The following is a 25153-nucleotide window of genomic DNA, read 5'->3' on the forward strand; positions in this document are numbered from 1 at the left end:
CGTGCTCAAAAACGGTCCGAAACAGGTCGCGGATGTACACGAACGGGCAGGTTCCCGGGCAGGATGGCGGGTCGGCTGGTGGGTTGGTAGCCGCGATAGCTTCAACACCTCCCGGGCGCAACCCAGACCGCAATGACCGACGAGGACGTGGCCGGGACGGACGACCCGGTCGGAGACGACGAGCCGACCACCAGCGACCCCGACGACCGGACCGAGTTCGTCCGCCGGGCACCGGCCTCGACCGACCACGACGAACTGCTGTCGCTGCTGTCGCGTCACGACCTCGCGTTCGCCCGCGACCCGCAGGAGCCAGACGACCCGAGCGTCTTCGAGTTCGACCCCGACGAGCCGGCGGACGGGACGTTCCCGCAGTCGGTCGCCAGCGGCGGCCCGACCAGCGAGGGCGTCATCCTCTGGACGCGCATCGACCCCGAGGTGTTCGACAACGACCGCCCGCTGGCGGTCGAGGTGGCGGAAGACGAAGGCTTCACCGAGGTCGTCCACCGCGGCGTCCTCGAGGACAGCGCGGCCATCGAGGCCCACGACTACACGGTGAAGGTCGACCTCGACGGCGTACTCGACTCCTTCAGCGTCTACTACTACCGGTTCGTCTACGGCGACACCGCGAGCAACGTCGGGCGGTGTCGGACCCTCCCGGCAGCCGACGACTCGCCCGACGAACTCTCGCTCGCGGTCCTCACCTGCCAGAACTACCTGAACGGCTACTACCCGGCGTACCACTACATCGCCCAGGCGGACATCGACTTCATCGTCCACGTCGGCGACTTCATCTACGAGTCCGCCGACGGGCACTTCAGGAGCCCGTTCGCCCCGGAGTACCCCGGGCGCGAGAAGGACTTCCCGAGCGGCTACAGCCTCGTCGAGTCGCTCGACGACTACCGCTATCTCTACCGGGTGTACAAGTCCGACCGCTTCCTCCAGCAGGCTCTCGAACAGCACACCATCATCCCGGCGTGGGACGACCACGAGATCGCCAACGACGTCCACTGGGACTACGAGGCCGACGCCCCGGCCGCCGACCACCCCCGCGGCGACGACCCAGAGTTCATGACCCGGCTCGCGGCCGACGCGATGCACGCCTGGTGGGAGTACATGCCCGCCCGCATCGAGTACGACCACGAGGCCGACCGGCTGCAGGACCGGTTCCGGCTCTGGCGACGGTTCGACTTCGGCGACCTCGTCTCGCTCGTCATGACCGACGAGCGCCTGTTCCGGACCGCAGAGCGCGACCTGCTGTTGCCGACCGAGCGCGCGACCGCGCCCGAGCGCGAACCGCCGGACCGGACCATGCTCGGGCCGTCCCAGCTGCAGTGGTTCCTCGAGCAGGTCGAGGAGACACAGGAGAAGACGACCTGGACGGTCTGGTCCGACGAGGTCCTCACCCTCCCGTTCAAGGTCGGGGCCGGCCCGGCGACGCTCTACCCGGTCCAGGGCGGCTGGGACGGCTATCGCCGGGAGCGCCAGTACCTGATGAACGCGCTCGCGGCCCGCGACGTGGAGAACTTCGTCACCATCACCGGGGACATGCACTGCTACATCGCGGGCTACCAGCAGACCGAGTACCGCGACGCCCTCGACCACAAACTCGTCGGGCCGGTCGACGAGGACAAGCGCGTCGGCGTCGAGTTCATGACGCCCGCGCTCACCAGCCTGAACGTCGCCGAGGCCGTCGGGCTGACGGAGGGGCCGCTGGCCAAGCCCACGGAGCGCATCCTCCGGAAGGCCGTCACCCTCCAGAACCCCCACATCGAGTTCTTCGACAGCCACCACTGGGGCTACTCGGTCGTCACGTTCACCGAGGACGACTGCACCTACGTCGGCTACAGCGTCGACAAGTCGGTCGACTCGCCCGATGCACCGCGAGAACTCATCACGGCCCAGCGCGTGCCCGCCGGCGAGGTCCGGCTGGAGGACGTGACCGACGAGTACCGGCGCGGGAAGAGCTGACCGTCGTCGGGGGGTCACGACCGGTGAAACTAAGCACCCTGCGAAAGTTCATGGCAGTATGGAACTCCCCATCGACTACGAGCACCCGTCGTGGCTCTCGGCGGCCGGCGTGCTGGGCGGCTACGGTGCCATCCTCGCCGTGATGACGGTCCTCCTGTTCGGCCTGCCGCTGGCCCTGTTCGTCCTGCTCGGTTAACCCGACAGCCACGAGCAGACGTCACCGCGTGACTCGACGAGGACCGACAGGTGGTCCTCGTCGGCCACGCGTTCGATTCTCGCGTCCGGTACCGCCCCGGAGAGCCACTGCGCCGTCTCGATGGGCACGTTCTCGTCGGCGGTGCCGTACCAGCCCCTGACCGGGCAGGAGATGTCTCCGTATCGGATGTCCCACGACGAGTGGACGGCCCGGCTGTCCGCGACGGCCCCCGCGGGACCGTGGTCGAAGGCGGCCCGGTACTCGGTCGCCAGCACCGCCTCGACCGTCCGGGAGCCGTGGACAGACACGTCCCCGATGGGCTGGTCGGTGACGAACGAGAGGAACGCCTCGTCGTCCTGCCGGTTCATGAGCCACGCCTGCGCCCGGAAGATGAGCCCGAGCAGCCGCGGCGTCCGCCGGGAGAGGGTGGCCATGACCTGGATGAACCGGCTGGCGTCGATGTCCGCGGCGGGTGGGGCCATCCCGGCCACGATGGCGGCGCGGGAGACGCGGTCGGACTCGGCGGCGACCGCGAGGGCGTGCGGGCCGCCGGCGGAGAAGCCACAGACGGCGAACGACTCGAATCCGAGGTGGTCCGCGAGGTCGACCACGTCGTCGGCCCAGTCGGCCAGGGTCCGGTCGCGCTTCGGGCTCGACTCGCCGTAGCCGGGTCGGTCGGGGACGACGACCCGGAGTCCCGCGGCGGCTGCGGTGTCCGCGAGGAAGCCGCCGAAGTGGCGCGACCCGGGGAGGCCGTGGAAGGCGAGGACCGGTTCGCCGTCGGGGTCGCCGTACTCGGCGAACGCGAGGGTCCGACCGTCGGCGAGGGTCACCGTCTGGGGGGCGTCGCTGGTGGGAGGGGCGGTGCCGGCAGGGGCGGCGGAACGTTCCTGCATACGCGAGGCTCGGTCGTGCGGGGGCAAAAAACCGGGTGTGGTGTGTCAGCCTACGACCGCCAGTACGCTCGCGTCAGCAACACGAGCACGGGGAATATCTCCAGGCGACCGATCCACATCAGCGCGACCATGAACAGTTTCGCCTCCGGGGTGAAGTTCAGGTAGCTCCCCATCGGCCCGACCATCTGGAGGCCCGGCCCGATGTTCCCTAGGGTCGCCGCCACCGCGGTCATCGCCTCGATGACGCTCAGGGTCTCCGGGCCGAACACCGCGGCGTCGGCCACGAGCACCAGCGTCGAGAGGAAGAAGAGTGCGAGGTACAGCAGCGTGAACGCGTAGATGCCACGCAGGGCGCGCTCGTCCAGCGACCGCCCGCGCAGCCGGACCGGCCGGACCGCGTTGGGGTGGACCGTCGAGAACAGCTCGCGCTTGATGGACTTCAGGATGACGAGCCAGCGGATGATCTTGATGGCCCCACCGGTCGACCCGGCCGAGCCGCCGATGAACATCGCGATGACGAGGACGTACTGCGAGGGGCCGCCCCACGCGTTGAAGTCCATCGTCGCGTACCCGGTCGTGGTGACGATGGAGACCACCTGGAACACGGCGTGCCGGAGCGAGGCCTCGAGGTCGCCCGTGATGGGGAACGTGTAGCCGAGGAAGGTCTGGTTCACGCCGTCGTACAGGCCGGTCTGGGCCGCGGTCGACAGGCCGGGGTCGACGTAGAGGAAGCCGGTCAGCACGGCCGAGAGGACGGCGATGATGCCGGCGTAGAAGCGGAACTCGACGTCCTCGAGCAGCGGCCGTATCTCGCCGTTCGAGACGTGCCAGAACAGCGCGAAGTTGGTCCCCGCGGCCATCATGAACGGGACGAACACCCACTGGACGATCTCGGCGAACGCCTCGATGGAGCGCGCCTCCGGCGAGAACCCGCCGGTCGCCATCGTCGTGAAGCCGTGGGCGATGGCGTTGTAGGCGGTCATGTTCGGGGCCATCCCGACGACGTGCAGGCCGTACAGCAGGACCATCTCCAGCACCGTGATGCCGGCGTAGATGACCCACAGGGCACGGGCCGTCTCGGCGATGCGGGGCGTGAGCTTCTCGATGCCCGGCCCCGGCGCCTCGGCGTCCATCAGCTGGGCGCCACCGACGGAGAGTTCGGGCAGGATGGCGACCGCGAGGACGACGATACCCATGCCGCCGAGCCACTGGGTCTGCTGGCGCCACATCATCAGCCCGCGCGAGTGGGTCTGGAAGGAGATGTCGCCCATCACCGTCGCCCCGGTCGTCGTGAACCCACTCATCGTCTCGAAGATGGCGTTCTCGGGCCGGTGGAGCGTCGTCTCGACGAGGTAGACGAACTGGCCGTTCTGGTAGGTCAGCCCCTCCAGCATGTACGGGATGGCGCCGACGAGGGAGACGGCGACCCACGTCATGGCGACCATCAGGAACCCCTCGCGGGCCCCGAGGTCGGGGTCGGGGTCGAGGCGCTCCATCGCCGTTCCCGCGACCACTGCCACGGTCGCGGTCACGAAGAACGGGAGGATGTACGGGACGAACTCGTCACCGTAGAGGAACCCCGTGACGATGGGGACGACGAGGGCCACCGCGAGGTACTTCACCACGCGGCCGACGAGGCTCGTGCTCGCGCGCCAGTCTACCTTGAGTCTCATAGTCTGGGGGCCACGTCGTCGAGGACGGTCGCGTCGAGGAAGACGACGATGTGGTCACCCGGCTCGACGACGGTGTTCCCACGCGGCGTGATGAGGGTGTCGTCGCGGGTGATGGCGCCGATGACGACCCCGCGGGGGAGTTCACCCGCCACGTCCCGGATGGAACGCCCGGCGAGCAGGCTGTCGCCGTCGATCTCGATCTCGAGTACCTCCGCCCGGTCGGACTCGATGATGGCGACGTTCTCGGTGTGCTCCTCGCGGGTGAACCGGGTGATCTCCTCGGCGGTCACCTCGCGCGGGTTGACCGCCACGTCGACGCCGACCGCCTCGAACAGCTCGACGTAGTTGCCGTTCTCGACGATGGCGACGGTCCGGCGCGCGCCCAGGCGCTTCGTGAGCAGGGAGACGAGCAGGTTCTTCTCGTCCGATTCGAGGGCGGCCACGACGAGGTCCGCGTCGTCGATGTGCTCCTCGACGAGGAAGTCCATGTTCGTCGCGTCGTTCTCGAGGACGATACTCCCGGGGAGCTGGTCCGCGAGCAGGCGGGCCCGCTCCGGGTCGTGCTCGATGAGCCGGGGCGTCACCCCGCGGGCCTCGAACAGCCGCGCGACCTGGTAGCCGATCTCGCCGCCGCCGATGATGAACACCTCGTCGGCGGAGTCGAGCGTGCTCGCGGGCGTGAGCGAGGTCGCGAACTTGCGGACGCTCTCGGGGCTCCCGATGACGATGACCTGGTCGCCGGGGTCGATGACCGTCTCCCCACGTGGGATGGTCACGTCGCCGTTGCGGATGATGGCCGCGAACGTCAGGGACTCGAAGCGGTCGGCGTTCTGGACGGTCTGGTTCGCGACCGTCGAGTCCTCGGTGATCTCGAACTGGGCCATCCGGACCCGGCCGTTCGCGAAGGAGTCCACGTCCTGTGCGCCGGGCAGGCCGGCGATGCGGACGACCGACTGGGCGGTCAGCAGGTCGGTACAGACCATGAAGTCGACGCCGAAGGCCCCCTTCGACCCCTGCCAGGTGTTGAGGAAGTCGGTCTTCTTCACCCGGGCGATGGTGAAGGGGTCGCCACAGGTCTTGGCGGTCGAACACGCGACGATGTTCGCCTCGTCGCGGTCCGTGCTGGCGATGAGCATATCCGTCTCTCCGATGCCCGCCTCCTCAAGCGTCGAGAGCGAGGTCCCGTCGCCTTCGATGGGCAACACGTCGAGTTCGTAGGTGAGCGATTCCACGCGGTCGCCGTCGGTGTCGATGACGACGACCTCGTGACTTTCGGACAGGCTCGCGGCGATGTTCGAGCCCACCTCTCCGGCTCCGATGACGATTACACGCATAGAGACTGGTCTCGCTAGATAGTCCGCGCTTGACAGGGGGAGGACAAGAGGATTGTTATTCGGTCAGTCCACGGCAGTCGTTATCTCGAGGTCGACCGAGCGGCGCTGTCCCTCGAGGTCGGCGACGATGCGCTCGACGATGCGCTGGGCCTCCTTCTTGACCTTCGGTTTCACCTTCTCGATGACCCAGGCGAGCGAGACGAACCGCGGGATGTCGATGTTGCCGGCGTGGGCCGACTCCGGGTCGTAGGTGACGAGGAAGGTGACCTCCGAGGCCGGCGTGTCCTCGTCGGGTGCCTGCTCGGGGACGGACTCGACGTGCCACTGGCCGGTCGCGTCGATGTCCTTGATGATCTTCCAGTCGATGACGTTCGGCGGTTCCACGCCGGTCACCTCCGAGCGTGCCGTGTAGGTCAGTTTCCACCACGCGAAGTGGAGGTCGTAGCGCGTGCCCGGCCCGCCGTCGCCGTCCTGGCCGACGTCCTTCAGGTACTTCGAGTAGCGGGCGTACCGGGGGAAGTCGAGCAGGAACTCGTAGACTTCCTCGGGCGGCAGATAGACGACCGTCGTGACCTCGATACGTTCCACAGCCGTGTTACTCTCACTCACCACGTAAGCCTTTCCGTCGGCACACCGTCGTCCGGTCTCACCACGGCTGAACGGTGCGATTCGGCCCTCTGGACGCCCGGAAGAGCACGACTTTTGTCCGGTCCCGGCCGAGAGTCGCGCATGGACTGCGACGTCTGCATCGTCGGCGGCGGTGTCGCCGGCCTCTCCGCGGGTATCTTCACCGCCCGCGCCGGCCTCGACACGCTGGTCGTCAACGACGGCGAATCGATCCTCTACCGCAACGCGCACCTGGAGAACTTCCCGGGCTTCCCCGAGGGCGTCGACGCGCGCCGGTTCCACCAGCAGACCCGCGCCCAGGCCGGGAACGCCGGCTGCGAGTTCCTCACCGGCCGGGTGACCGACGTGGCCGGCGACCTCGAATCGGGCTTCACCGTGACGGTGGACGACGACGCCGAACTCACCGCGGGGAGAATCGTCGCCGCCTCCTGGTCCGACGCCTCCTACCTCGACGGCCTCGGCGTCGACACCGAGGACCGCGGGAGCAAGACGTTCCTGGAGGTCGACCACGCGGGCCGGACGAACGTCGAGGGCATCTACGCCGCGGGCCGCCTCGCCGACCAGTACCACCAGGCAATCGTCTGTGCCGGCCACGGTGCGACCGTCGGGCTGACCATCGTCCACGAGTCCGACGTGAACTTCTACCACGACTGGGTGACGCCGAAGGGGTACTTCACCGGGCGGGGCCGCGACGTGCCGCCGGGCTGTGCGGAGATAGACGACGAGGAACGCCTGGTGCGGGACGAGGCTGCCCGCGAGGCGAACCGCGCCTACGCCGAACCCCTGGAAGACGAGCCGCGGATGCACCCGAGCGTCGACCCGGACGACATCGACTGATTCTTCGACCGCTTTCGACACGCGACCGACACACCCGTAACCCATGCGCCCGAACCGGGTGCCATGAGCATGCTCGACGGTGTGAACGTCGCCCTCGGCGTGACCGGCTCCATCGCGGCCGTGAAGACGGTCGAGCTGGCCCACGAGTTGCGCCGCCGGGGGGCCGAGGTCCGGGCGGTGATGACGAACAGCGCGCAGGGCATCATCCACCCGTGGTCGGTCGAGTTCGCGACCGACACCGAGGTCGTCACCGAGATTACGGGCAAGGTCGAACACGTCGAACTCTGCGGGCGCGACGAGTGGGCAGACGTGCTGCTGGTGGCGCCGGCGACGGCGAACACGGTCGGGAAGATCGCCCACGCCGTCGACGACACGCCCGTCACGACCTGCGCCACGACCGCCATCGGGGCCGGGATCCCGGTCGTCGTCGCACCCGCGATGCACGAGCCGATGTACGACCACCCCGGCGTCCTCGAAGCCATCGAGAAACTCGAGGGCTGGGGCGTGGACTTCGTCGACCCGAGAATCGAGGAGGAGAAGGCCAAGATAGCCACAGAGGACGCCATCGCCCTCGCGGTCGCCCGCGCGACCGGCGAGTCGCCCCTCGCCGGAAAGGAGGTCGTCGTCACCAGCGGCGCGACCGCGGAGTCGGTCGACCCAGTCCGGCTACTGACGAACCGCTCCTCGGGCAAGATGGGCCGGGCGGTCGCCCGGGCCGCCCACGTCCTCGGGGCCGACGTGACGCTGGTCCACGCGACCGTCGGGCCGCATCCCCTGACCGGTGGCGCCGGGGTCTCGGACGTGCCCTACGCCGACCTCGTCTCGGTCGAGAGCGCGGGCGAGATGCTGGAGGCGACCCTCGACGCCTGCGAGGGTGCCGACGCGCTGGTTTCCGTCGCTGCCATCAGCGACTACACGGTCGAGGCGAGCGACGAGAAGATACGCTCCGGACAGGAGGAACTCACGCTCTCGTTGTCGCCCACGCCGAAACTCATCGACACGGTCCGCGAGGCGTACCCGGACCTCCGCATCGTCGGCTTCAAGACCGAGACCAGCGGCGAGGACGAGCAGATGGTCGAGGCCGCCCGGAAGACGCTGGACCGGGCCGGACTGGCCTTCGTCGTCGCCAACGACGCCAGCGTCATGGGCAGCGACGAGACGCGGGCGTTGCTGGTGCACCAGCAGGCGTATTCGGAGTACAGGGGGCCGAAGGACGACCTCGGGCTGGAGGTCGCGCAGGCACTGGCGGCGACGTTGCCGTGAGTCGGGTTCGAGCGCGGTGAAATCCGCGTTGCAGTCTGGGGAGTCTTTTTGACAGTTCTGATAGAATTCGATGGTGTGAATCGACGCAGGGTCCTCGCAGGTGTCGGCGGTTTCGTGACGCTTGGCGCTGGCTGTGTCTCGATTAGCGACGATTCCCACCCGGAGTTCACCGTCGAGGACCCGCCGGAGTGGCTCCGGACGGCCGACGCCTGTTCTCCCGAGGAGCGTGTCGCAGTGCTCGACGTGGGTGGCCCGCGAGGTTCGGTCGCCGATTCCACCGCGGTGGTCACGTACGGCGAGTTGCGCGAACAGTCGAGGCTCGTCTTCAGGTTCGGGGTCCAGCACGGGCGTGCAGTCACGTGTCGCGATGCAGGCGCGGAGGCGTTCATGGCGCTGCTGGGTGACGTGATGGAGGATGCGCTGGGACCGTATCGTGAGGAACAGATGTACGGCGCCGATGCTGTCGCAGTCCGAGCGAAGCGGGGGTTCTACCGGATAGACCTGTGGGTGTACGACCAGGTGGTTCCGTGAGGCACGCAGCAGAGGTGGTCTTTCAGGGACCTGACCCCTGCCCGACGACCCGGAAGCCCCCGAGTTCGCCGTCTATCCAGACGACGACCCCACGAACGCTCGCCCGCCGTCTCGGCTCGAACACGTACTCGTCGGTCGTCCCATCGGGAAGCGTCGCCTCGATCCGGTACCGGCCGAGTCGCGTGACGGCGTCCTCGATGCTGACGGATTCGCCGGCTCCCAGCCGTATCGTCTCCGCGGAGACCGTCGTCTCGTCTGTCGTATCGACGACCCTGACCGTGACCTCGTGGGCGGACTCGCCGTCGTTCTCTATCTGAATCGGCAGCGAATGCGAGAGCGGGAGCACACGCCAGAGTGGGAGGGCGACGGACAGGCCGACGCCGACCATCGCCGCGAACAGCGTCCCCACCAGTATGTCCCTCGCCGTCGCCGCCAGTGGTGGGGCGCCGGCGACCAGCAGTAACGACCCGTACTCGACGATACCGAAGACGCCGAACAGGACGACGTACGCGGGCCAGCCGAGCAGGACGAACGGCCCCCTGGTGTCACCGCCCCCGTGTGGGTCGGCGACGAACAGGAGGTAGTCGAGCGCGAGGAGGCCGACCGGGAGAATCGCGCCGACCCCGAGGAACAGCGACGAGGCGACGAACCCCGTGAACCAGAGACCGCCGGCGAGGGAGGCGATTCTGCGGCGGTCGGCAGTCTGTGGCGACAGCCAGTCGGTCAGGCGCTCGTCCGGATAGACACGAGTCATGGACCCCACGACGAGCCCGAGGTAGGCCAGCCCGCCGAGCGAGCCGAGGAGGAGCGTCCGGACGACCTCGGGTGAGAGGAGAGCCATACCTCGCCGGTTCGGCCATCGCGTGGAAAACAGTTGTCACGGGCCCGGGGGTCCCAGTCGTGGGGGTCGTCAGTCGTCGTCCGTCTCTGCCGAGTCAGTGGACTGGCCGGGTTGGCCGGGCTGGCCCGTCGTGTCGATGCCGGCGCCCTGGATGGGCCACCGGACCTCCTCGAGGAAGTCGATGCCCATCTTCCGGGCCGACCGGGAGATCATGTGCGCGCCGGTCGGCGCCGTGAGGAACAGGAACAGGATGCCCACGAGCGACTCCAGGCCGACGCCCTGGCCGCCGAAGTAGACGAACCCGGCGAGGAACATCGAGGCCGCGCCGAGGGTGGTCGCCTTGCTGGTCGCGTGCATCCGGTTGTACACGTTGGGCAGGCGGATGAGGCCGATGGTCCCCACGAGCAGGAAGAAACTGCCCACGAGGACGAGCGCTGCGACGACCGCGTACTGGATGGTAGCTGCGAGTGCCATGGTTACTCGATGATGTCCCCTTCGGTCACGTAGCGTGCCACCGCGATGGTGCTGATGAACCCGATGATGGCGAGCACGAGGCTCACGTCGATGAACAGGCCGCGGTTCGTGGCCATCGCCCAGAGGACGGCGATGGCGACGACGTTGGTCCCGATGGTGTCGAGTGCGACCACGCGGTCGGGCGTCGACGGCCCGCGGATGACCCGGTAGGCACACAGCAGGGTCACCGTGCTGGCGAGGACGAGTGCCAGCTGGACGACGAGGCCGAGCCACGCGGGGCCGGCGGCTCCGGCGGCCGCGGTCATTGTTCACCTCCGGACCGCTGTTTCGAGGCGACGGGTGATTCCCCGGCCGGCGTCTCCGGGTCCGGGACCGGCGAGCCGGGACTACGGCGCTCGTCGAAGATGACGAGCGCGTAGTCCTCCCAGCGCCGGATGGGTTCGACGATCGATTCCTCGTCCCGCGCCGCGATGGCGTGGACGTACAGCGCGTTCCGGTCTTCGTCGTAGTCCATGGTGAGCGTCCCTGGCGTGAGCGTGATGGAGTTCGCGATGGTGGTGACGGCCACGTCGGTCTCGACGCGCAGTGGCACCTCGATGACGTCCGGGTGGATGGGCATGCTCGGCGAGAGCACGCGCTTTGCCACGTCGTAGTTCGCCGTGATGAGCTCCCAGACGAACAGGCCGACGTAGGCCACCGCCGCCGGCAGTATCTGGACCGTGCGGCTCAGGCCGTAGGTGCGGGCGTAGAACCGCCGGAAGACGAAGGCGATTGGCAGCCCGACCACCAGACCGAGGATGAACTCGCCGACCGCGAGCCACGGTTCGTCGATGAAGTGGACGCCGCGGACGAACAGCCAGAGGACCGCCAGTGCGACCCCGATGCTCGGCCACTTGCGCGTCCGTCCGGTCGATTCGTGCGCCTCGGGCTGTGTCGAGTCGGTCTCGGACATCAGTGACCACCTCCGTTCCCGCTGGTGAGGCCGTCGGTGAGGTGGACGGCCTCGATGTAGGCGTCGGTGTTCGTCGCCGCCTGCGCCGCGTCGATGGCGGCCGCGACGACCGGGTCGAACACTGCCCCGACCACGAGCACCGAGACGGCCAGGAACAGCACGATGGCGACCTGTCCGGTCGGGCGCGTCGCCACGTCGACGGCCTCCGAGGAGACGCCCCAGAAGGCCCGGTTCCAGGCCCGCGTGAAGTACGCGATGGTGAGGATGGCACCGGCGAGCGCCAGTGCGACCCCCGCGCCGGAGCCGGCGTTGACCGCCGCGTCGAACACGAGGAACTTCCCGAAGAACCCGAGCAGCGGCGGGATGCCGACCAGCCCGAGCCCGGCGATGAAGAACGCCGCCGAGAGGTACGGCAGCCGGTTCGCCATGCCACCGAGCCGGTCGAACTCGATGGAGCCGACGGCCGAGTTGATGGCGCCGCTGACGAGGAACAGCGCGCCCTTGGCCAGCGCGTGGTTCAGCGAGTAGACCAGCGCGGCCGCGATACCGAGCACCGCGAGGTCACCGTACGGCTCGGGGGCCGTGAGTGGCTGGCCCGCGGACCCGCCGGCGATGGCCGTCGCGGCGAACGCGAGGCCGAGCACGATGAACCCGACCTGGCCGATGCTGGAGTACGCGAGCAGGTCGTCGACGTTGTCGCGGTTGACCGCGCCGAGCCCGCCGACGAGGATGCTCGCGCCGGCCATCACGAACAGGACCGGCCCGAAGAACGCGAGCATCGAGTCGCCCGCGAGGCCGGGCAGGCCGAGGTCGAGCGCGCTCGTGTCCGCGTTCGCGAAGATGGTGAAGTACAGCCGGATGATGGCGTAGACGCCGACCTTCTTCACGACGCCGGCGAGCACCGCCGCGACCGGGGCGGGGGCGGCGCGGTACGCCGCGGGCACCCACCACTGGAACGGGACGATGCCGGCCTTGAGCGCGAAGACGACGAACAGGACCGCCGAGAGGCCGAGCACCGGCGCGATGCTGGCGATGTCGAACGCGGCCGGGTCCGCCAGTCGGCGCGCCAGGTCGGCCATGTTGAGCGTCCCGGTCGTCGCGTAGAGGCCGCCGATGGCGACCAGCATCAGCGCGCTCCCGACGAGGTTCAGCGTGACGTACTGGAGTGCGGCCTTGGTGTGTTGCGGGCCGGAGTAGAACACGACCAGCACGTAACTCGACATGAGCATCACCTCGAACCAGACGAACAGGTTGAAGATGTCGCCGGTGAGGAACGACCCGCTCACGCCCACCAGCATGAAGTGGAACAGCGGGTGGTAGGAGACGCGCTCTGCGGCCCCGTCGATGTACAGTATCGAGAACGCCAGCGCGGCGATGGAGACCACCGCGGCCAGCGCGAGCATGAACACCGCGAGGTCGTCGGCGACCAGCGAGATGCCGAAGGGCGCGTCCCAGTTCGACACCTGGTAGGTGATGATGGCGTCGGAGTCGGCCTGGACCTGCTGGAACAGGTACGCCACCGCGGCGACGTAGCCGACGCCGCCGCCGAGGCTGATGGCCTGCTGGGGGCGCTTCGTCCGGTGGGCGACCAGCGCGAGGATGGCGGTCACCAGCGGGACGAGGACCGGTGCGATGACGGCGACCGGGTATTCAGACATCGTCTGGCTCACCTCCGTTGCCGAGTTCGACGAGGTCGATGGTCCCGTTCTCCTGATAGACGCGGTAGGTCAGCACGAGCGCGAACGCGGTCGTCCCGAACCCGATGACGATGGCGGTCAGGACGAGCGCCTGCACCAGCGGGTCCGTGACCTGGGCCGCGCCCTCGCCGTGGTGGCCGAGGACCGGCACGGCTCCCTCCATCACGCCCATCGTGACGAGGTACATGTTCGCGGCCTGGGAGATGATGCTCACGCCCCAGACGACGCGGACGATGTCGCGCCGGAGCACGAGGAACGTCCCGAGCGCGAACAGGAGGCCGAGCACGGTCGCGAGGACGAACTCCGTCATTCGCCACCCACCACCGAGAGGATCGTGAGGAGGCCACCGACGACCACGAGGTACACCCCGAGGTCGAACGCGAAGGCGGTCGCCCAGTGTATCTGGAAGAGCGTGTCGAAGACGAAGTCCCCGACGACGCCGAGGCCCGCACCGTAGTAGGTGTCGTCGACCTGGTTGAGGAAGGCGTCGCCGAAGGCGATGGCCGCCAGGCCACTCATCGAGGCGATGAGCAGCCCGATGCCGAACATGCTCCGGAAGTCGGTCACGATGGCCGGGCGGTCGATGCCCAGCGAGGCCTCCACGTCGCGGTCGAACAACGTCTCCTGCAGGTAGTCGAGCCCGAAGATGACGTAGACGAGGGCGAACGCGGCGGCCGTGAGGACGCCCGCGATGAAGCCCCCGCCGGGGAGGTTGTGACCCTGGAACAGCAGGGCGACGGCCGTCACCAGGATGAGGGGCACGACGATGCGCGCCACCGTCCGGGCGATGACCGTCGTGTCGTCGCTGTAGCTCATTCGGTCCCACCTCGTTCGCGCAGGGCGACCAGTGTCACGACCGACAGCGCTGCCATCGCGACGACCGCTATCTCTCCCATCGTATCGAATGCCCGGAAGTCGACCAAGATGACGTTGACGATGTTCGTCCCACCGGCCTCGGGGTAGGAGGCCGCCGCCAGCGTGGTCGCGATGGTGTCCGGCTTGTCCGCGGTCGTCAGCAGGACGGTGACGAACACCGTCGCGCCGACGACCAGCGAGAGCGCCCCGTCGCGGAGCACCCGCATCCGGTCCCACCGGCCGTAGAACGCCGGCAACTTGTCGAGGACGAGCAGGAAGATGACCAGCACGAGCGTCTCGACGACCAGTTGCGTGAGCGCGAGGTCGGGCGCGTTGGCGAGGATGAAGAATATCGCCACCATGAACCCGAGGATGGAGAGCGTGAGCACGCCCGCGATGTGCGAGGGTGCCCGGCTCACCGCGAGCGCGGCCACGACGGCCAGCGAGAGCACGAGCACGACCGGCACCGAGGTCGTCAGGCTCACGTCCTGGAGCAACACCGCCCAGGCGAAGACGGCCACGACGGCCGCGACGAGGACGCCCGCGACGCCGGTCGCGGTCTCCAGCGAGGCGTTGCTGAACAGGACCGCCGTCACCACGAGGACGGTCCCGACCAGCACGAGCGGGAGTGCCGACCCGAGAGAGGTCGGGAGGTCGGGCGAGACGCCGGCGGTGACGTAGCCGAGGATGGTCAGCGTGGCGAACGCCGCGACGGTCCAGGTCGCGTACGTGCGAAGCAGGCCGTTCTGGACCAGCCCGCGGAGGCGGTCACTGCCGGGGTTGAGCGCCTCGGTCCCGTTGTCGTACCACCAGTTCGCCCGGACCGGCCCGCGCAGGAGCGACCGGATACCGTCGTGGAGCCGGTCGTACTGCGGGTAGGCCGCGACGCCCAGGACGATGGTGAGCGCGCTCATGCCGGCCCACGGCTTGGGCGAGGTCGGCAGGTAGTAGCTGAAGGCCTCGCCCTCGGCGCCGACCGGTTCGACCGCGTGGATGACCTCACCGACGAAGTGGTTGAGCGGGCCGAGGTGGACGCCGAACGTCGAGGTGATGCCGACGACGCCGACGACGCCAGCGAGGGTCGCCAGCACCGCGGGCGGGGCGAGCATCGGCAGCGGCGGGGAGTGGACGTGCCCCAGTTCGTCCGGTTTCTCCCCGAAGAACAGCATCAGGAAGCGGATGGAGTAGAGGAACGTGAAGACGCTCCCGAAGACTGCGACGGCCGGGATGAGCCAGTAGATACCGCCCGAGGCCGCACCCGTCTCCCACGCCGCGTGGAACAGGAACTCCTTGGAGTAGAAGCCGTTGAACGGCGGGACGCCGGCCATCCCGAGCGCGGCGACCGCGGCGATGACCGCCGTGACGGGCAGGTCCTCGCGCAGGCCGCCCAGTTCGGCTATCTTCCGGGTGCCTGCCTCGTGCGCGATGATACCCGCGACGAGGAACAGGGTCGCCTTGAACAGCGCGTGGTTCAGGATGTGGAACGCGCCCGTCTCCGCGCCGAGGTGGCCCGCGAAGCCGAAGCCGGCGACGATGAGGCCGAGGTGGGAGGCGGTCGAGTACGCGAGCAGCTCCTTGATGTCGGTCGCCGACACCGCGAGGATGGCCGTGACGGTCATCGTCAGCAGGCCGAGGCTCGCGAACGCGAGCGTCCACAGTTCGAGGCTCCCGGGGTGTGCCCCCTCCGGCAGGAACAGCGGACGCACGCGGCCGACGAGGTAGACGCCGGCCTTGACCATCGTCGCGGAGTGCAGGAACGCCGAGACCGGCGTCGGTGCCTCCATCGCGTTCGGCAGCCAGATGTGCAGCGGGACCTGTGCGGACTTCGCGGCCGCGCCGACCCCGACGAGCGCGAGGACGAGCCAGAAGACGCCCTGCTCCTCCATCGCGGCGCGCATCGCTTCGGCGTTCTCCGCGCTGCCGAGCATGGCGTTCTCGCCACCGAACAGCGCCCACGTCGCCTGGCCGAGCGCGTCCGCGCTGACGGTGTGCAGGATGACGAAGCCGACCAGCATGAACAGCCCACCCGCGACCGTGATGAGCATGGACTTGCGCGCGGCGTACTGCGAGGAGTCCTGGTCGGTGTAGTGCCCGATGAGCAGGAACGAGGTCAGGCTCGTCAGCTCCCAGAACAGGAACAGGGTGATGAGGTCGGCCGCGAGCGCGACCCCCAGCATCGACCCCATGAACGCCAGCAGCGTGGCGTAGTACTTCGGCTGCCCCGGCTCGCCGTGCATGTACCCACCCGAGTAGGTGAGGATGGCGACGCCGACCCCGGTGGCCAGCGTGGCGATGAGCAGCGACAGTCCGTCGACGTAGAACCGCAGCGAGACGTCGAGTGTCGGTATCCATTCTACCCCGGCGGCGCCGTGTGTCCCGTAGAGCTGGGAGACGAGTCCCAGACAGACGAGCGCGACCGCGGCGGCGAAGTACGCCGTCCGCTCCCCGAGGCCACGATAGACCACGGGGACGGCAGCCGCGCCCAGGAACGGCAGGCCAACGAGGGCGAGGAGGACCGCAAGGTCCGGTGTCATTGCTACTCGAAACGTGCGAGGACCCGGACTTATGTCTTCTTAAAGCGGACGTGTCGGCATCCGACAGTACGAAACGTTATGTACGACCCCGATGCACGATAGGGTACGATGCACCGCGGCTGTGATTACAGATGGGCAAGCGCGACTCCGGTGTGTCGAGGTGGCCATGAGTAGCCAGACGACTGTCGTCGATGGCAAGCTCTCGAAAGGTGAGATATTCGACGTCCTCCGCAACCAGCGACGCCGGTTCGTCCTCCAGTACCTGAAACGGGTCGGCGAACCCGTCGAGCTGGGCGAACTCGCGACCCAGGTCGCCGCCTGGGAGTACCGGACACCATGCGACGAGGTCACCTCCGAACAGCGAAAGCGCGTGTACACGACCCTCCAGCAGACCCACCTCCCCCGGATGGCCGAGGCCAACATCATCGAGTACGACTCCGACGACGGCCTCATCCAGCCGACGACGCGTACCAAGGACCTCTCCATCTACCTGGAGATCGTCCCGGGGAGCGAACTCCCCTGGCGCGAGTACTACCTCTCGCTCGGCGCGGTCAGCTGTGCGCTCTGTGCGGCCGTCTGGGGCAACGTCTACCCCTTCACCGTCCTCCCCGACGTGGCCTGGGCGATGCTCATCTCGGTGTCGTTCACCGTCTCCGCGGCGATCCACATCTACTACGAGCAGAACATGCGTCTGGGCGACCTCGAGATTCCGCCGGAACTGGAGCTCGAGTGAGCCGCCTCGACCGGGTCTCCCGAATACACGAGTCGCACGCACTCGCGCGCCTCGCCCACCCACTTGGCCGTTCTATTTATACAAGCGTACCCCCAACTCGCACCAGATGCAACTCCGGGCCCTCGTAACCGACGACGACGCGCTCTCGCCGGTCATCGGTGTCGTACTCATGGTGGCCGTGACGGTCGTGCTCTCCGCCGCCGTCGGGGCGTTCGTCCTCGACATCGGGTCGCAGGTGACCCAGAAGTCCCCGAACGTCGTCGTCGGATACGACTTCGCCGTCGACGGGGCCGGTGACGAGTACGTGAACCTCACCCACGGCGGCGGCGACGATGTCGAGTCCGGGAACGTCGAGGTGTTCATCAACGGGACGGTGGCGTGGAACGAAGGCGCCCAGAACTCGTGGGCGGTCGAAGGCTCCGACGGGTGGAACGACGGTGGCGAGATACGTGGCGGCAACCGGGTCGCGCTGAATGGCTCGACCAGCCTGGTCTCCTCGGGCGACACGGTCCAGGTCGTCTGGCGCAAGGGCGACAGTTCCTCGATACTCGGGACGAAGACCGTCCCGTGACCCCGGCGGCACAATCGTCAGTTTTTAACGCTGCTTCGCCCGACCTACGACATGGACCAACTCAAGGAGTCCCTCCTCGACGCGCCGATCATCGAGAAGAACGGGTACCACTACTTCGTCCATCCCATCAGCGACGGGGTCCCGCAGCTCGACCCCGGACTCCTCCGGGAGATCGTCATCCGCATCATCCGCAAGGCCGACCTCGAAGAGGTCGACAAAATCGTCACACCGGCCGCGATGGGCATCCACATCTCGACGGCCGTCTCCCTGATGACCGACATCCCCCTGACGGTCATCCGCAAGCGCGAGTACGGCCTGGAGGGTGAGGTCTCGCTCGCCCAGCAGACCGGCTACTCCGAGAACGAGATGTTCATCAACGACGTCCACGAGGGCGACCGCGTGCTCGTCCTCGACGACGTGCTCTCGACCGGCGGCACGCTCGCGGCGGTCCTCGGCGCACTCGACGACATCGGGGCCGACGTGGTCGACTGCGTCGCGGTCATCAAGAAGGTCGGCGGCGAGAACAAGATCGACGACTCGCCCTACGACGTGAAGACGCTCATCAACGTCGACGTGATCGACGGCGAGGTCGTCATCGTCGACGAGGACGGCGACGACTGACCGGGCCTCCGGACCTCGTTCTTCGCGGCGCAATCGCACCTAGCGCTGGCGCCAGCTCCACCCGGGTTCCCAGCCGAGGAGTTCCGTTGCTTTCGTGGTATCGACCAGCGGTGCGTAGTCGCCGTCCCCGAGCCCTCGGAGTTCCGCGTCCGGGAACAACTCGGCGGCGATCTCGCGGGTGGGCGTCTCGGCGCTCGTGTCCGGGGCCGACACCCAGACCGGTTCGTGGCCGTCGAAGTCGGCCTCGACGGCGCGCCGGACGAGGTCGACCGCGTCCGAGACGTGGACGTAGGTGAACAGCGTGTTGCGCTGGGTGTGGAAGTTCTCCGAGTCGCGCAGGCCGGACAGCGTCCGGTCGGCCTCGACGAACGTCTCCCGGGCCATCTCGTCGTCGACGACCCAGGGGAACCGGACCGAGGTGATGGTCCGGGGGCGGTCCGCGGGGCGACGCGCGAACCCGTCGGCGATGACCTCCAGCGTCTGCTTCCCGAGGGCGTATGGGTTCGAGGGGGTGAGGCGGTGGGCCTCGTCGACGGGCAGGTAGTCCACGGTGATGGGGTGTGGTTCGAAGCCGCCGCCGATGGCGCTGAAGCTCGACGCCAGGACCGCCGTCTCGAGGCCGAGTTCGCCGGCGGCCTCCAGCACGTGGTAGCTGGACATCGCGTTGCTCTCGAAGGTCCGGTACCCCGGCGTCACGTCGGGCGTCGGGAGCATCCCGAGGTGGACGACGGCGTCGGCGTCGGCCTTCGCGAGCGACCCGTAGACCTCGCCCGCGTCGAGCAGGTCCGTCGTGAGGTAGGCGTCCGAGTGCTCCTCGTCGCGTTTCCCCCGCGAGAGGTCGACGGTCCGGTACCCTGCCTCGTTCAGGTGCCGGAGGATGTTGCGTCCGACCCGGCCGTTGCCACCGGTGACTGCGACGGTCTCGGTCATGGGTCACACGTCCGCGCCGGGACGGATAAGGAGCGGTGTCATCGGCGAGACGACCCGAGGGATGGGGCGGGACGGGGTCAGTCCGCGTCGTTTCCGACGCGCGGGTCCAGCACCGTGTAGGCGAGGTCCTGGACGAAGTTGCCCGCGATGCCGACGAACGCGACGACCATCGTCACGCCGAGGATGAGTGGCATGTCGCGGGCGCTCACCGCCTCGAGCATGAGGGCGGCGAGGCCGTCGATGTTGAACACCGATTCGATGACGAAGACGCTGAGGACGAGGACGCTGAGCATGTCCGTGAAGAACAGCGAGACCAGCGGGATGGCCGCGTTCCGGAGGACGTGCCTGGCGACGCGGATGGGGCCGGCGCCCTTGGCGCGGGCGATCTTCACGAACTCGGTGTCGATGTACTCCAGCGACTCCGCGCGGGCGTAGCGCAACTGCCCGGCGAACAGGGCGGTCGTCAGGGTCGCGATGGGGAGCAGGAAGTACGCCTGCGTGGTCGTGACCTCGGGACCGGGGAGCAGTCCCCAGTGCATCGTGAACCCGAGGTGGAACAGTTCGCTGGTCTGTATCGGGTAGGGGAAGCCGATGACGCTGTGCTGGTTGACGATGGCGTCGACGAGGATGTACGCCAGCCAGAAGTTCGGTACCCCCAGCCCGAGGTAGGCGACCGTGGTGACGAGCCTGTCGCTGAAGGTGTGCTGGCGGAACGCGGCGAACAGGCCGAAACTGATGCCGAAGAAGGCGGCGAGGACGATGGAGGGGACGAGGTACGCCAGTGTCATGCCCGCCCGGTCACCGATGACGTCGAGGACCGGTTCGCCGGTGGTGTAGGAGATCCCCCAGTCGCCGGTCGAGATGCCGACGATCCAGTTCGCCCATCGCTGGACGAGGGGGTCGTTCAGGTTCCTCGCCTCGCGGTAGGCCTCGATGGCCTCGTTGACGTCTCCCCCGGTCGTCATCGCGCCGTAGGCGACCGACCCGACGTTCGGGTCGTTGGTGAGGGCGATGACGCCGAAGGCGACGCTGATGACGAGGTACACCGAGAAGATGGCGAACAGCCCCCGGCGGAGGAGCTTCCGGCGCATGCTCACGGCCGGACACCTCCTGTCGGGGTGGGGCCCGTCGCGTATCGTGTAGATCTGGAGCGCATCTGTTGTCTCTCGTCACCCAGCGAACCCTTAAATGGGGGTGCCGTTCCGGCCCGGATGGCCCGAAACCGACCGACGGGGGCGGGGTCGAATGTCAAAAGCTCGTTTGACATTTTGGTAGTTATTTACGATGAGGGACTGACGTATGGCCCAAGAATGACCTTCCGTCCTCTCGTTGCGACCCTGGAGGTGCCCACGGATGGCGACACGTAGCAGTTCCGACCGCGCCCGGTTCGAGACCATCGACTGGGACGCAGTCGAGTCGTCCGGTGGGCTGGTGACCCGCCGGACGGCGCTGTTCCTGCTGAGCGTGACCGCGGTCTTCGCTCTCCTGCTCTACGACGCCTTCGTCGTCGCGCCCGAACCCCTGTTCCACAACGTCGGGCTGCAGGAGGGCCTGCAGGACCCCTTCACGTGGGACGTCCGCGGCATCGACTGGCTGTTCGTCCTGTCGTTGCTGGTGTTCGGGTTCTACGTCCTCCTGCCCCTCGCGACCGACCTCGACCGGGCGAAACGGTACGCGGCCGAACTGCGCAAGAACAAGTCGGCGACGTTCGCGCTCGGCTATCTCGTCTTCTTCTTCGTGTTCGGTGTCGTCGGGACGATAATCGTCGGGCGCCCGTCCACGCGCGTCTCGAAGACCTCGCAACCGCCGGTCTCGTTCGCCACGCCGCTGGGCCGCATCGACCTGTTCACGCTGCTCGTCCTCGCGAGCGTGTCCCTGCTGGCGGCCTGGGTGTTGCTGGCGAAGTTCGACCGCGACCGCGAGCTGGCGGCCATCGCACCCATCACCGGTGCCATCGCCCGGTTCGGCCTCGTCGCGCTCCTCGTGGCGACCCCGCTGGCGGTGCTGTTCTCGGTCTTCCCGGTCGCCTCGCCCACGGTCGCGGCCGGTGCCGGCGTCCTCGCGGGCGTCCTCGCCGTCGGCCGGTGGGCCGCCTCTACCGACCTCGGCCTCGGCGGCGAGACCCTCCGTGGCCTCGGCGTGGTCGGGGCGGCCGTCGCGGTGCTGTTCCTCGCCGGGTTCGGCCTCGTCCAGACCGTCCTCTACGGCTTCCTCGGGTTCGACCCGCTGGCGACCGGCGTGGTCGCCACCACCTGCAAGGGCGCGGCGGCCGTCTCCGGGGGCTGCTACGGCTCGTGGGCCGAACCCCTCGGCACGAACCGCTGGGGCAAGAGCATGCTCAAGTTGGTGTTCGACGGGATGCGCATCGCCCTGCAGGTCGCGCTCATCTCGTCGGTCCTCATCGTCCCCATCGCGACCCTCACCGGCACGGTCGCGGGCTACGTCGGGGGCGTCGTCGACGACCTCCTGATGAGCTACGTCGACATCCAGCAGACGGTGCCCGCCATCGTGGTCTACATGATCACCGTCCACGTGTTCGGGCGCAGCCTGTTCGTCCTCGTCCTCGTCTTCGGTCTGCTCTCGTGGGGCGGGGCGGCCCGCCTCGTGCGCTCGGAGGTACTCCAGCGACGCGAGGAGGACTACATCACCGCGGCAGAGAGCGCCGGTGCCGGTACCTTCCGAATCATGTTCCATCACATCCTCCCCAACGTCTCGAACACCGTCCTCACGTCGGTGACGCGCCAGATCCCCCAGCTCATCCTCGCGGAGGCGGCCATCGCCTTCCTGAACCTGAACAACATCATGCTCATCTCCTGGGGTGAGACCATCAACATCGCGCTGAAGTTCCTCCCCGACGGCTGGTGGATGTCGACCATCCCGGTCGTCTTCCTCGCCGTGACGGTGCTCTCGTTCAGCGTGCTGGGAGACGCACTTCGCGACGTGCTGGACCCGCGAGGTGGTGCCTGATGTCGCTGCTCGAGGTGCGTGACCTCTCGGTCACGTTCGACACCGACGGCGGCACGGTCCACGCGGTCGATGGCGTCTCCTTCGACGTGGACCGCGGCGAGACGGTCTGCATCGTCGGCGAGTCCGGGTCCGGGAAGACCGTCACCAGCGAGTCCATCACGCGACTCGTCCGGGAGCCACCGGGAAAGGTCGAGGCGTCCCGCGTAAGCTTCGAGGGCGAGGACCTCTCGCGGCTGTCGGCGAAGCGACTCCGCACGCTCCGCGGCGACCGCATCGCCCACGTGTTCCAGAACCCGCAGGGGTCGCTCAACCCGGTCTACACGGTCGGGAAACAGATAATCGAGGCCATCCGGCTGCACGAGGACGTCTCGAAAGCGGATGCCCGGACGCGGGCCATCGACCTGCTCGACCGGGTCGGCATCCCGAAGGCCGGCGAGCGCATCGACGACTACCCCCACGAGTTCTCCGGCGGGCAGAAACAGCGCGTCGTCATCGCGATGGCCATCGCGGCCAGCCCGGACCTGCTCATCGCCGACGAGCCCACGACCGCGCTCGACGTGACCATCCAGGCCCAGATACTCCGCCTGCTGCGCGACCTGCAGGACGAGTACGGGATGGCGATGCTGCTCATCACGCACGACCTCGGCGTCGTCGCGGAGATCGCCGACCGCGTCGTCGTGATGTACGCCGGGAAGGTCATGGAGACCGGCGACGTGTACGAGATATTCGAGAGCCCGTCCCATCCCTACACGAAGGCGCTGCTGGAGTGCCTGCCCGGCCGACGGAGCGGCGCGGAGGGCATCCCCGGTACCCTGCCGGACCCGAAGCACCCGCCCGACGGCTGCCGGTTCGCGAACCGCTGTCCGCACGCCATCGACGACTGCCGCGAGGGCGACCACCCGCCGCTGGTCCCGGTCGCCGACGGCAGCCAGAGCCACGAGGCGGCCTGCATCTACTACCAGGCCGGCTACGACGCCAGCACCGTCCGGAACGGCCCGGTCGGCGAGACCGGCGGCGCCGAGGGCTGGGACGACGAGGCCACGACCGGCTGGGGGTCCGGCCGGACCGACGGCGGGACGGACACCGCAGAGGGCGGCGCACCCGCCGAACCGGCCGCGGACGACGGAGGTGAGTCGCGATGAGCGACGACACGCCATCCACGCCCGAGGACCGCGAGCCCCTGCTCACCGTCCGCGGGCTGAAGAAGCACTACCCCATCACGAAGGGGCTGCTGCGTCGCGAGGTGGGCCGCGTGAAGGCCGTCGACGGCATCGACTTCACGCTCTACCGCGGCGAGACCCTCGGGCTGGTCGGCGAGTCCGGCTGCGGGAAGTCCACCGCCGCCACCTCCCTGCTCCGGCTGGAGGAGCCGATCGACGGCGAGGTGCTCTACCACGGCGACGTGCCGGCGGCCGGTGGCGACCGGTCCTCGCTGGGCGGCCTGCTCGGCGGCGGCAAGAGCGACGCCGACCGCGACGAGCGCGACGTGCTCGGCTTCTCGGACACCCAGCTCAAGCGGTTCCGGCGCTCCGCCCAGATGATCTTCCAGGACCCGACGAGCTCGTTCGACCCGCGGATGTCCGTCGGCGAGTCCGTCGCCGAACCGCTCATCGTCCACGGCATGGACGACGCAGAGCGCCGCCGTGACATCGTCGAGGACCTGCTCGACCGCGTCGGGCTCGACGCGGTCGACTACGACCGCTACCCACACGAGTTCTCCGGCGGGCAGAAACAGCGCATCGCTCTCGCCCGCGCGCTCGTGGTCAACCCCGAGGTCGTCGTCGCCGACGAACCCGTCTCTGCGCTCGACGTGTCCATCCAGGCCGAGATCCTCTCGCTCATGCGCGACCTGCAGGACCGCTTCGGCCTGTCGATGCTGTTCATCAGCCACGACATGGGCGTCATCCGGGAGATCTGCGACCGCGTCGCCGTGATGTACCTCGGCGAGATCGTCGAGGTCGCCCCCACCGAGGAGCTGTTCCAGAACCCACAGCACCCCTACACGAAGGCCCTGCTCGGCTCGATTCCGGAACCCGACCCGCGCAAGCGCGGCCTCGGGATGGAACTCACCGGCGACGTGCCCAGCCCGGAGAACCCGCCCTCCGGCTGCCGGTTCCACACCCGCTGCCCCGTCGTCATCCAGCCCGACGACGTGGACCTCCCCCAGGAGCAGTGGCGCCGCGTCCTCGACTTCCGCCAGCAGGTCGAGAGCGGCGGCATCGACCGCGAGGGCGTGGTCGAACTGGCCGTCGCCCGCACCGGCGCAGACTCCGAGGACGGCCTCTCGCAGGCCGAACTCCAGGACGCGCTGCGAAACGAGTTCGACCTCCCCGACGAACTCGGCGACGGCGAGGCCGAAGCGACGGTCTCTGAGGCTATCGACCTCGTGCTCGCGGAGGACACCGACGCTGCGACCGACCTTCTGGCCGATGAGTTCTGGACGCCCTGCGAGGAGGACTCGCCGGCGACCGAACGCGTCGGCGCGGCTCACACCGCGGCCTGCCACCTCGTCGAGGGCGAGCGGACGGTCGAGAACGAGGTCTCGGCGGACGACTGACCGAGGCCGGGAAAGTAGCGGGAGAGATTTGGACCTCGCTCGCTGGTTCAAACTACGGTGACGACTTCACGACTCACGGACTCGTCGCTTCGCTCC

General features: G+C 68.4%; 25 protein-coding genes. 11 read left to right on the forward strand and 14 right to left on the reverse strand.

What is annotated here, in order from left to right; translation table 11 throughout:
- Window positions 1-132: 132 nt before the first annotated feature.
- Window positions 133-1968, forward strand: coding sequence for an alkaline phosphatase D family protein (locus tag NOV86_RS16760; protein WP_267642794.1), 1836 nt, complete (start codon window positions 133-135; stop codon window positions 1966-1968).
- A 58-nt stretch (window positions 1969-2026) separates the two neighbouring features.
- Window positions 2027-2164 (forward strand): hypothetical protein, encoded by a 138-nt coding sequence (locus tag NOV86_RS16765; RefSeq protein WP_267642795.1) that lies wholly within the window; start codon window positions 2027-2029, stop codon window positions 2162-2164.
- Here NOV86_RS16765 and NOV86_RS16770 read toward each other — a convergent pair.
- The 4 genes from NOV86_RS16770 to NOV86_RS16785 form a co-directional block, all read right to left on the reverse strand.
- On the reverse strand, window positions 2161-3060 hold the full coding sequence (locus NOV86_RS16770) for an alpha/beta fold hydrolase (protein ID WP_267642796.1): 900 nt from the start codon (window positions 3058-3060) through the stop codon (window positions 2161-2163). The genes NOV86_RS16765 and NOV86_RS16770 overlap by 4 nt on opposite strands.
- A gap of 50 nt (window positions 3061-3110) precedes the next feature.
- Window positions 3111-4733, reverse strand: coding sequence for a TrkH family potassium uptake protein (locus NOV86_RS16775; protein ID WP_267642798.1), 1623 nt, complete (start codon window positions 4731-4733; stop codon window positions 3111-3113).
- Entirely contained in the window at window positions 4730-6067 is a 1338-nt protein-coding gene (gene trkA / locus NOV86_RS16780; protein ID WP_267642799.1) for a Trk system potassium transporter TrkA, read from the reverse strand. The genes NOV86_RS16775 and trkA overlap by 4 nt, the downstream gene beginning before the upstream one ends.
- A 63-nt stretch (window positions 6068-6130) precedes the next feature.
- Window positions 6131-6655: an SRPBCC family protein gene (locus tag NOV86_RS16785; protein ID WP_267642801.1), complete on the reverse strand. Its 525-nt coding sequence runs from the start codon at window positions 6653-6655 to the stop codon at window positions 6131-6133.
- Window positions 6656-6796: 141 nt separating this feature from the next.
- Here NOV86_RS16785 and NOV86_RS16790 point away from each other — a divergent pair, with 141 nt between their 5' ends.
- From NOV86_RS16790 to NOV86_RS16800, 3 genes are all read left to right on the forward strand, one after another.
- Complete coding sequence (locus NOV86_RS16790; RefSeq protein WP_267642803.1) at window positions 6797-7531, forward strand: NAD(P)/FAD-dependent oxidoreductase; 735 nt, start codon at window positions 6797-6799, stop codon at window positions 7529-7531.
- A 69-nt stretch (window positions 7532-7600) separates the two neighbouring features.
- Complete coding sequence (coaBC, locus tag NOV86_RS16795; RefSeq protein ID WP_267643123.1) at window positions 7601-8794, forward strand: bifunctional phosphopantothenoylcysteine decarboxylase/phosphopantothenate--cysteine ligase CoaBC; 1194 nt, start codon at window positions 7601-7603, stop codon at window positions 8792-8794.
- 75 nt (window positions 8795-8869) lie between these two features.
- Window positions 8870-9325, forward strand: a complete 456-nt coding sequence (locus NOV86_RS16800) for a hypothetical protein (protein ID WP_267642804.1) — start codon at window positions 8870-8872, stop codon at window positions 9323-9325.
- Between the two features lie 22 nt (window positions 9326-9347).
- Here the strand turns inward: NOV86_RS16800 and NOV86_RS16805 are convergent, their stop codons facing one another.
- From NOV86_RS16805 to mbhE, 8 genes are all read right to left on the reverse strand, one after another.
- On the reverse strand, window positions 9348-10166 hold the full coding sequence (locus NOV86_RS16805) for an Ig-like domain-containing protein (protein WP_267642806.1): 819 nt from the start codon (window positions 10164-10166) through the stop codon (window positions 9348-9350).
- 69 nt (window positions 10167-10235) lie between these two features.
- Window positions 10236-10640 carry a monovalent cation/H(+) antiporter subunit G gene (gene mnhG, locus NOV86_RS16810; RefSeq protein WP_267642808.1) on the reverse strand — a complete coding sequence of 135 codons (405 nt, stop codon included), beginning with the start codon at window positions 10638-10640 and terminating at the stop codon, window positions 10236-10238.
- Window positions 10641-10642: 2 nt separating this feature from the next.
- On the reverse strand, window positions 10643-10945 hold the full coding sequence (locus tag NOV86_RS16815) for an MrpF/PhaF family protein (protein WP_267642809.1): 303 nt from the start codon (window positions 10943-10945) through the stop codon (window positions 10643-10645).
- A complete protein-coding gene (locus tag NOV86_RS16820) occupies window positions 10942-11592 on the reverse strand; it encodes a Na+/H+ antiporter subunit E (RefSeq protein WP_267642811.1) in 651 nt (216 codons plus the stop codon). Before NOV86_RS16820 ends, NOV86_RS16815 begins: the two co-directional genes overlap by 4 nt.
- A complete protein-coding gene (locus tag NOV86_RS16825; protein WP_267642812.1) occupies window positions 11592-13250 on the reverse strand; it encodes a complex I subunit 5 family protein in 1659 nt (552 codons plus the stop codon). The genes NOV86_RS16820 and NOV86_RS16825 overlap by 1 nt, the downstream gene beginning before the upstream one ends.
- Window positions 13243-13599: a sodium:proton antiporter gene (locus tag NOV86_RS16830; protein WP_267642814.1), complete on the reverse strand. Its 357-nt coding sequence runs from the start codon at window positions 13597-13599 to the stop codon at window positions 13243-13245. The genes NOV86_RS16825 and NOV86_RS16830 overlap by 8 nt, the downstream gene beginning before the upstream one ends.
- Window positions 13596-14105, reverse strand: a complete 510-nt coding sequence (locus tag NOV86_RS16835) for an MnhB domain-containing protein (protein WP_267642816.1) — start codon at window positions 14103-14105, stop codon at window positions 13596-13598. Before NOV86_RS16835 ends, NOV86_RS16830 begins: the two co-directional genes overlap by 4 nt.
- The gene (gene mbhE / locus NOV86_RS16840; protein WP_267642818.1) at window positions 14102-16678 is read right to left on the reverse strand and encodes a hydrogen gas-evolving membrane-bound hydrogenase subunit E; all 2577 of its coding nucleotides are present in this window, start codon (window positions 16676-16678) and stop codon (window positions 14102-14104) included. Before mbhE ends, NOV86_RS16835 begins: the two co-directional genes overlap by 4 nt.
- A gap of 166 nt (window positions 16679-16844) precedes the next feature.
- Here mbhE and NOV86_RS16845 point away from each other — a divergent pair, with 166 nt between their 5' ends.
- From NOV86_RS16845 to hpt, 3 genes are all read left to right on the forward strand, one after another.
- The gene (locus NOV86_RS16845) at window positions 16845-17411 is read left to right on the forward strand and encodes a DUF7344 domain-containing protein (RefSeq protein ID WP_267642819.1); all 567 of its coding nucleotides are present in this window, start codon (window positions 16845-16847) and stop codon (window positions 17409-17411) included.
- A 106-nt stretch (window positions 17412-17517) separates the two neighbouring features.
- Window positions 17518-17982, forward strand: coding sequence for an archaellin/type IV pilin N-terminal domain-containing protein (locus NOV86_RS16850; protein WP_267642820.1), 465 nt, complete (start codon window positions 17518-17520; stop codon window positions 17980-17982).
- A 51-nt stretch (window positions 17983-18033) separates the two neighbouring features.
- Window positions 18034-18603 (forward strand): hypoxanthine/guanine phosphoribosyltransferase, encoded by a 570-nt coding sequence (gene hpt / locus NOV86_RS16855; protein ID WP_267642821.1) that lies wholly within the window; start codon window positions 18034-18036, stop codon window positions 18601-18603.
- Between the two features lie 39 nt (window positions 18604-18642).
- On the opposite strand, the gene NOV86_RS16860 is transcribed toward hpt, so the two are convergent.
- Entirely contained in the window at window positions 18643-19533 is an 891-nt protein-coding gene (locus tag NOV86_RS16860) for an NAD-dependent epimerase/dehydratase family protein (RefSeq protein WP_267642822.1), read from the reverse strand.
- Window positions 19534-19610: 77 nt separating this feature from the next.
- Window positions 19611-20624 carry an ABC transporter permease gene (locus NOV86_RS16865; protein ID WP_267643124.1) on the reverse strand — a complete coding sequence of 338 codons (1014 nt, stop codon included), beginning with the start codon at window positions 20622-20624 and terminating at the stop codon, window positions 19611-19613.
- 262 nt (window positions 20625-20886) lie between these two features.
- Between NOV86_RS16865 and NOV86_RS16870 the strand changes: the two genes are divergently transcribed.
- From NOV86_RS16870 to NOV86_RS16880, 3 genes are read left to right on the forward strand one after another with little or no spacing between them, the layout of a single operon-like run.
- On the forward strand, window positions 20887-22500 hold the full coding sequence (locus NOV86_RS16870) for an ABC transporter permease (protein ID WP_267642823.1): 1614 nt from the start codon (window positions 20887-20889) through the stop codon (window positions 22498-22500).
- Window positions 22500-23642 (forward strand): ABC transporter ATP-binding protein, encoded by a 1143-nt coding sequence (locus tag NOV86_RS16875; RefSeq protein ID WP_267642825.1) that lies wholly within the window; start codon window positions 22500-22502, stop codon window positions 23640-23642. The genes NOV86_RS16870 and NOV86_RS16875 overlap by 1 nt, the downstream gene beginning before the upstream one ends.
- Window positions 23639-25057: an ABC transporter ATP-binding protein gene (locus NOV86_RS16880; RefSeq protein WP_267642826.1), complete on the forward strand. Its 1419-nt coding sequence runs from the start codon at window positions 23639-23641 to the stop codon at window positions 25055-25057. The genes NOV86_RS16875 and NOV86_RS16880 overlap by 4 nt, the downstream gene beginning before the upstream one ends.
- The last annotated feature ends 96 nt before the right edge of the window (window positions 25058-25153 follow it).

The organism is Haloarchaeobius amylolyticus (assembly GCF_026616195.1).
In the GTDB taxonomy this organism is placed as follows: domain Archaea; phylum Halobacteriota; class Halobacteria; order Halobacteriales; family Natrialbaceae; genus Haloarchaeobius; species Haloarchaeobius amylolyticus.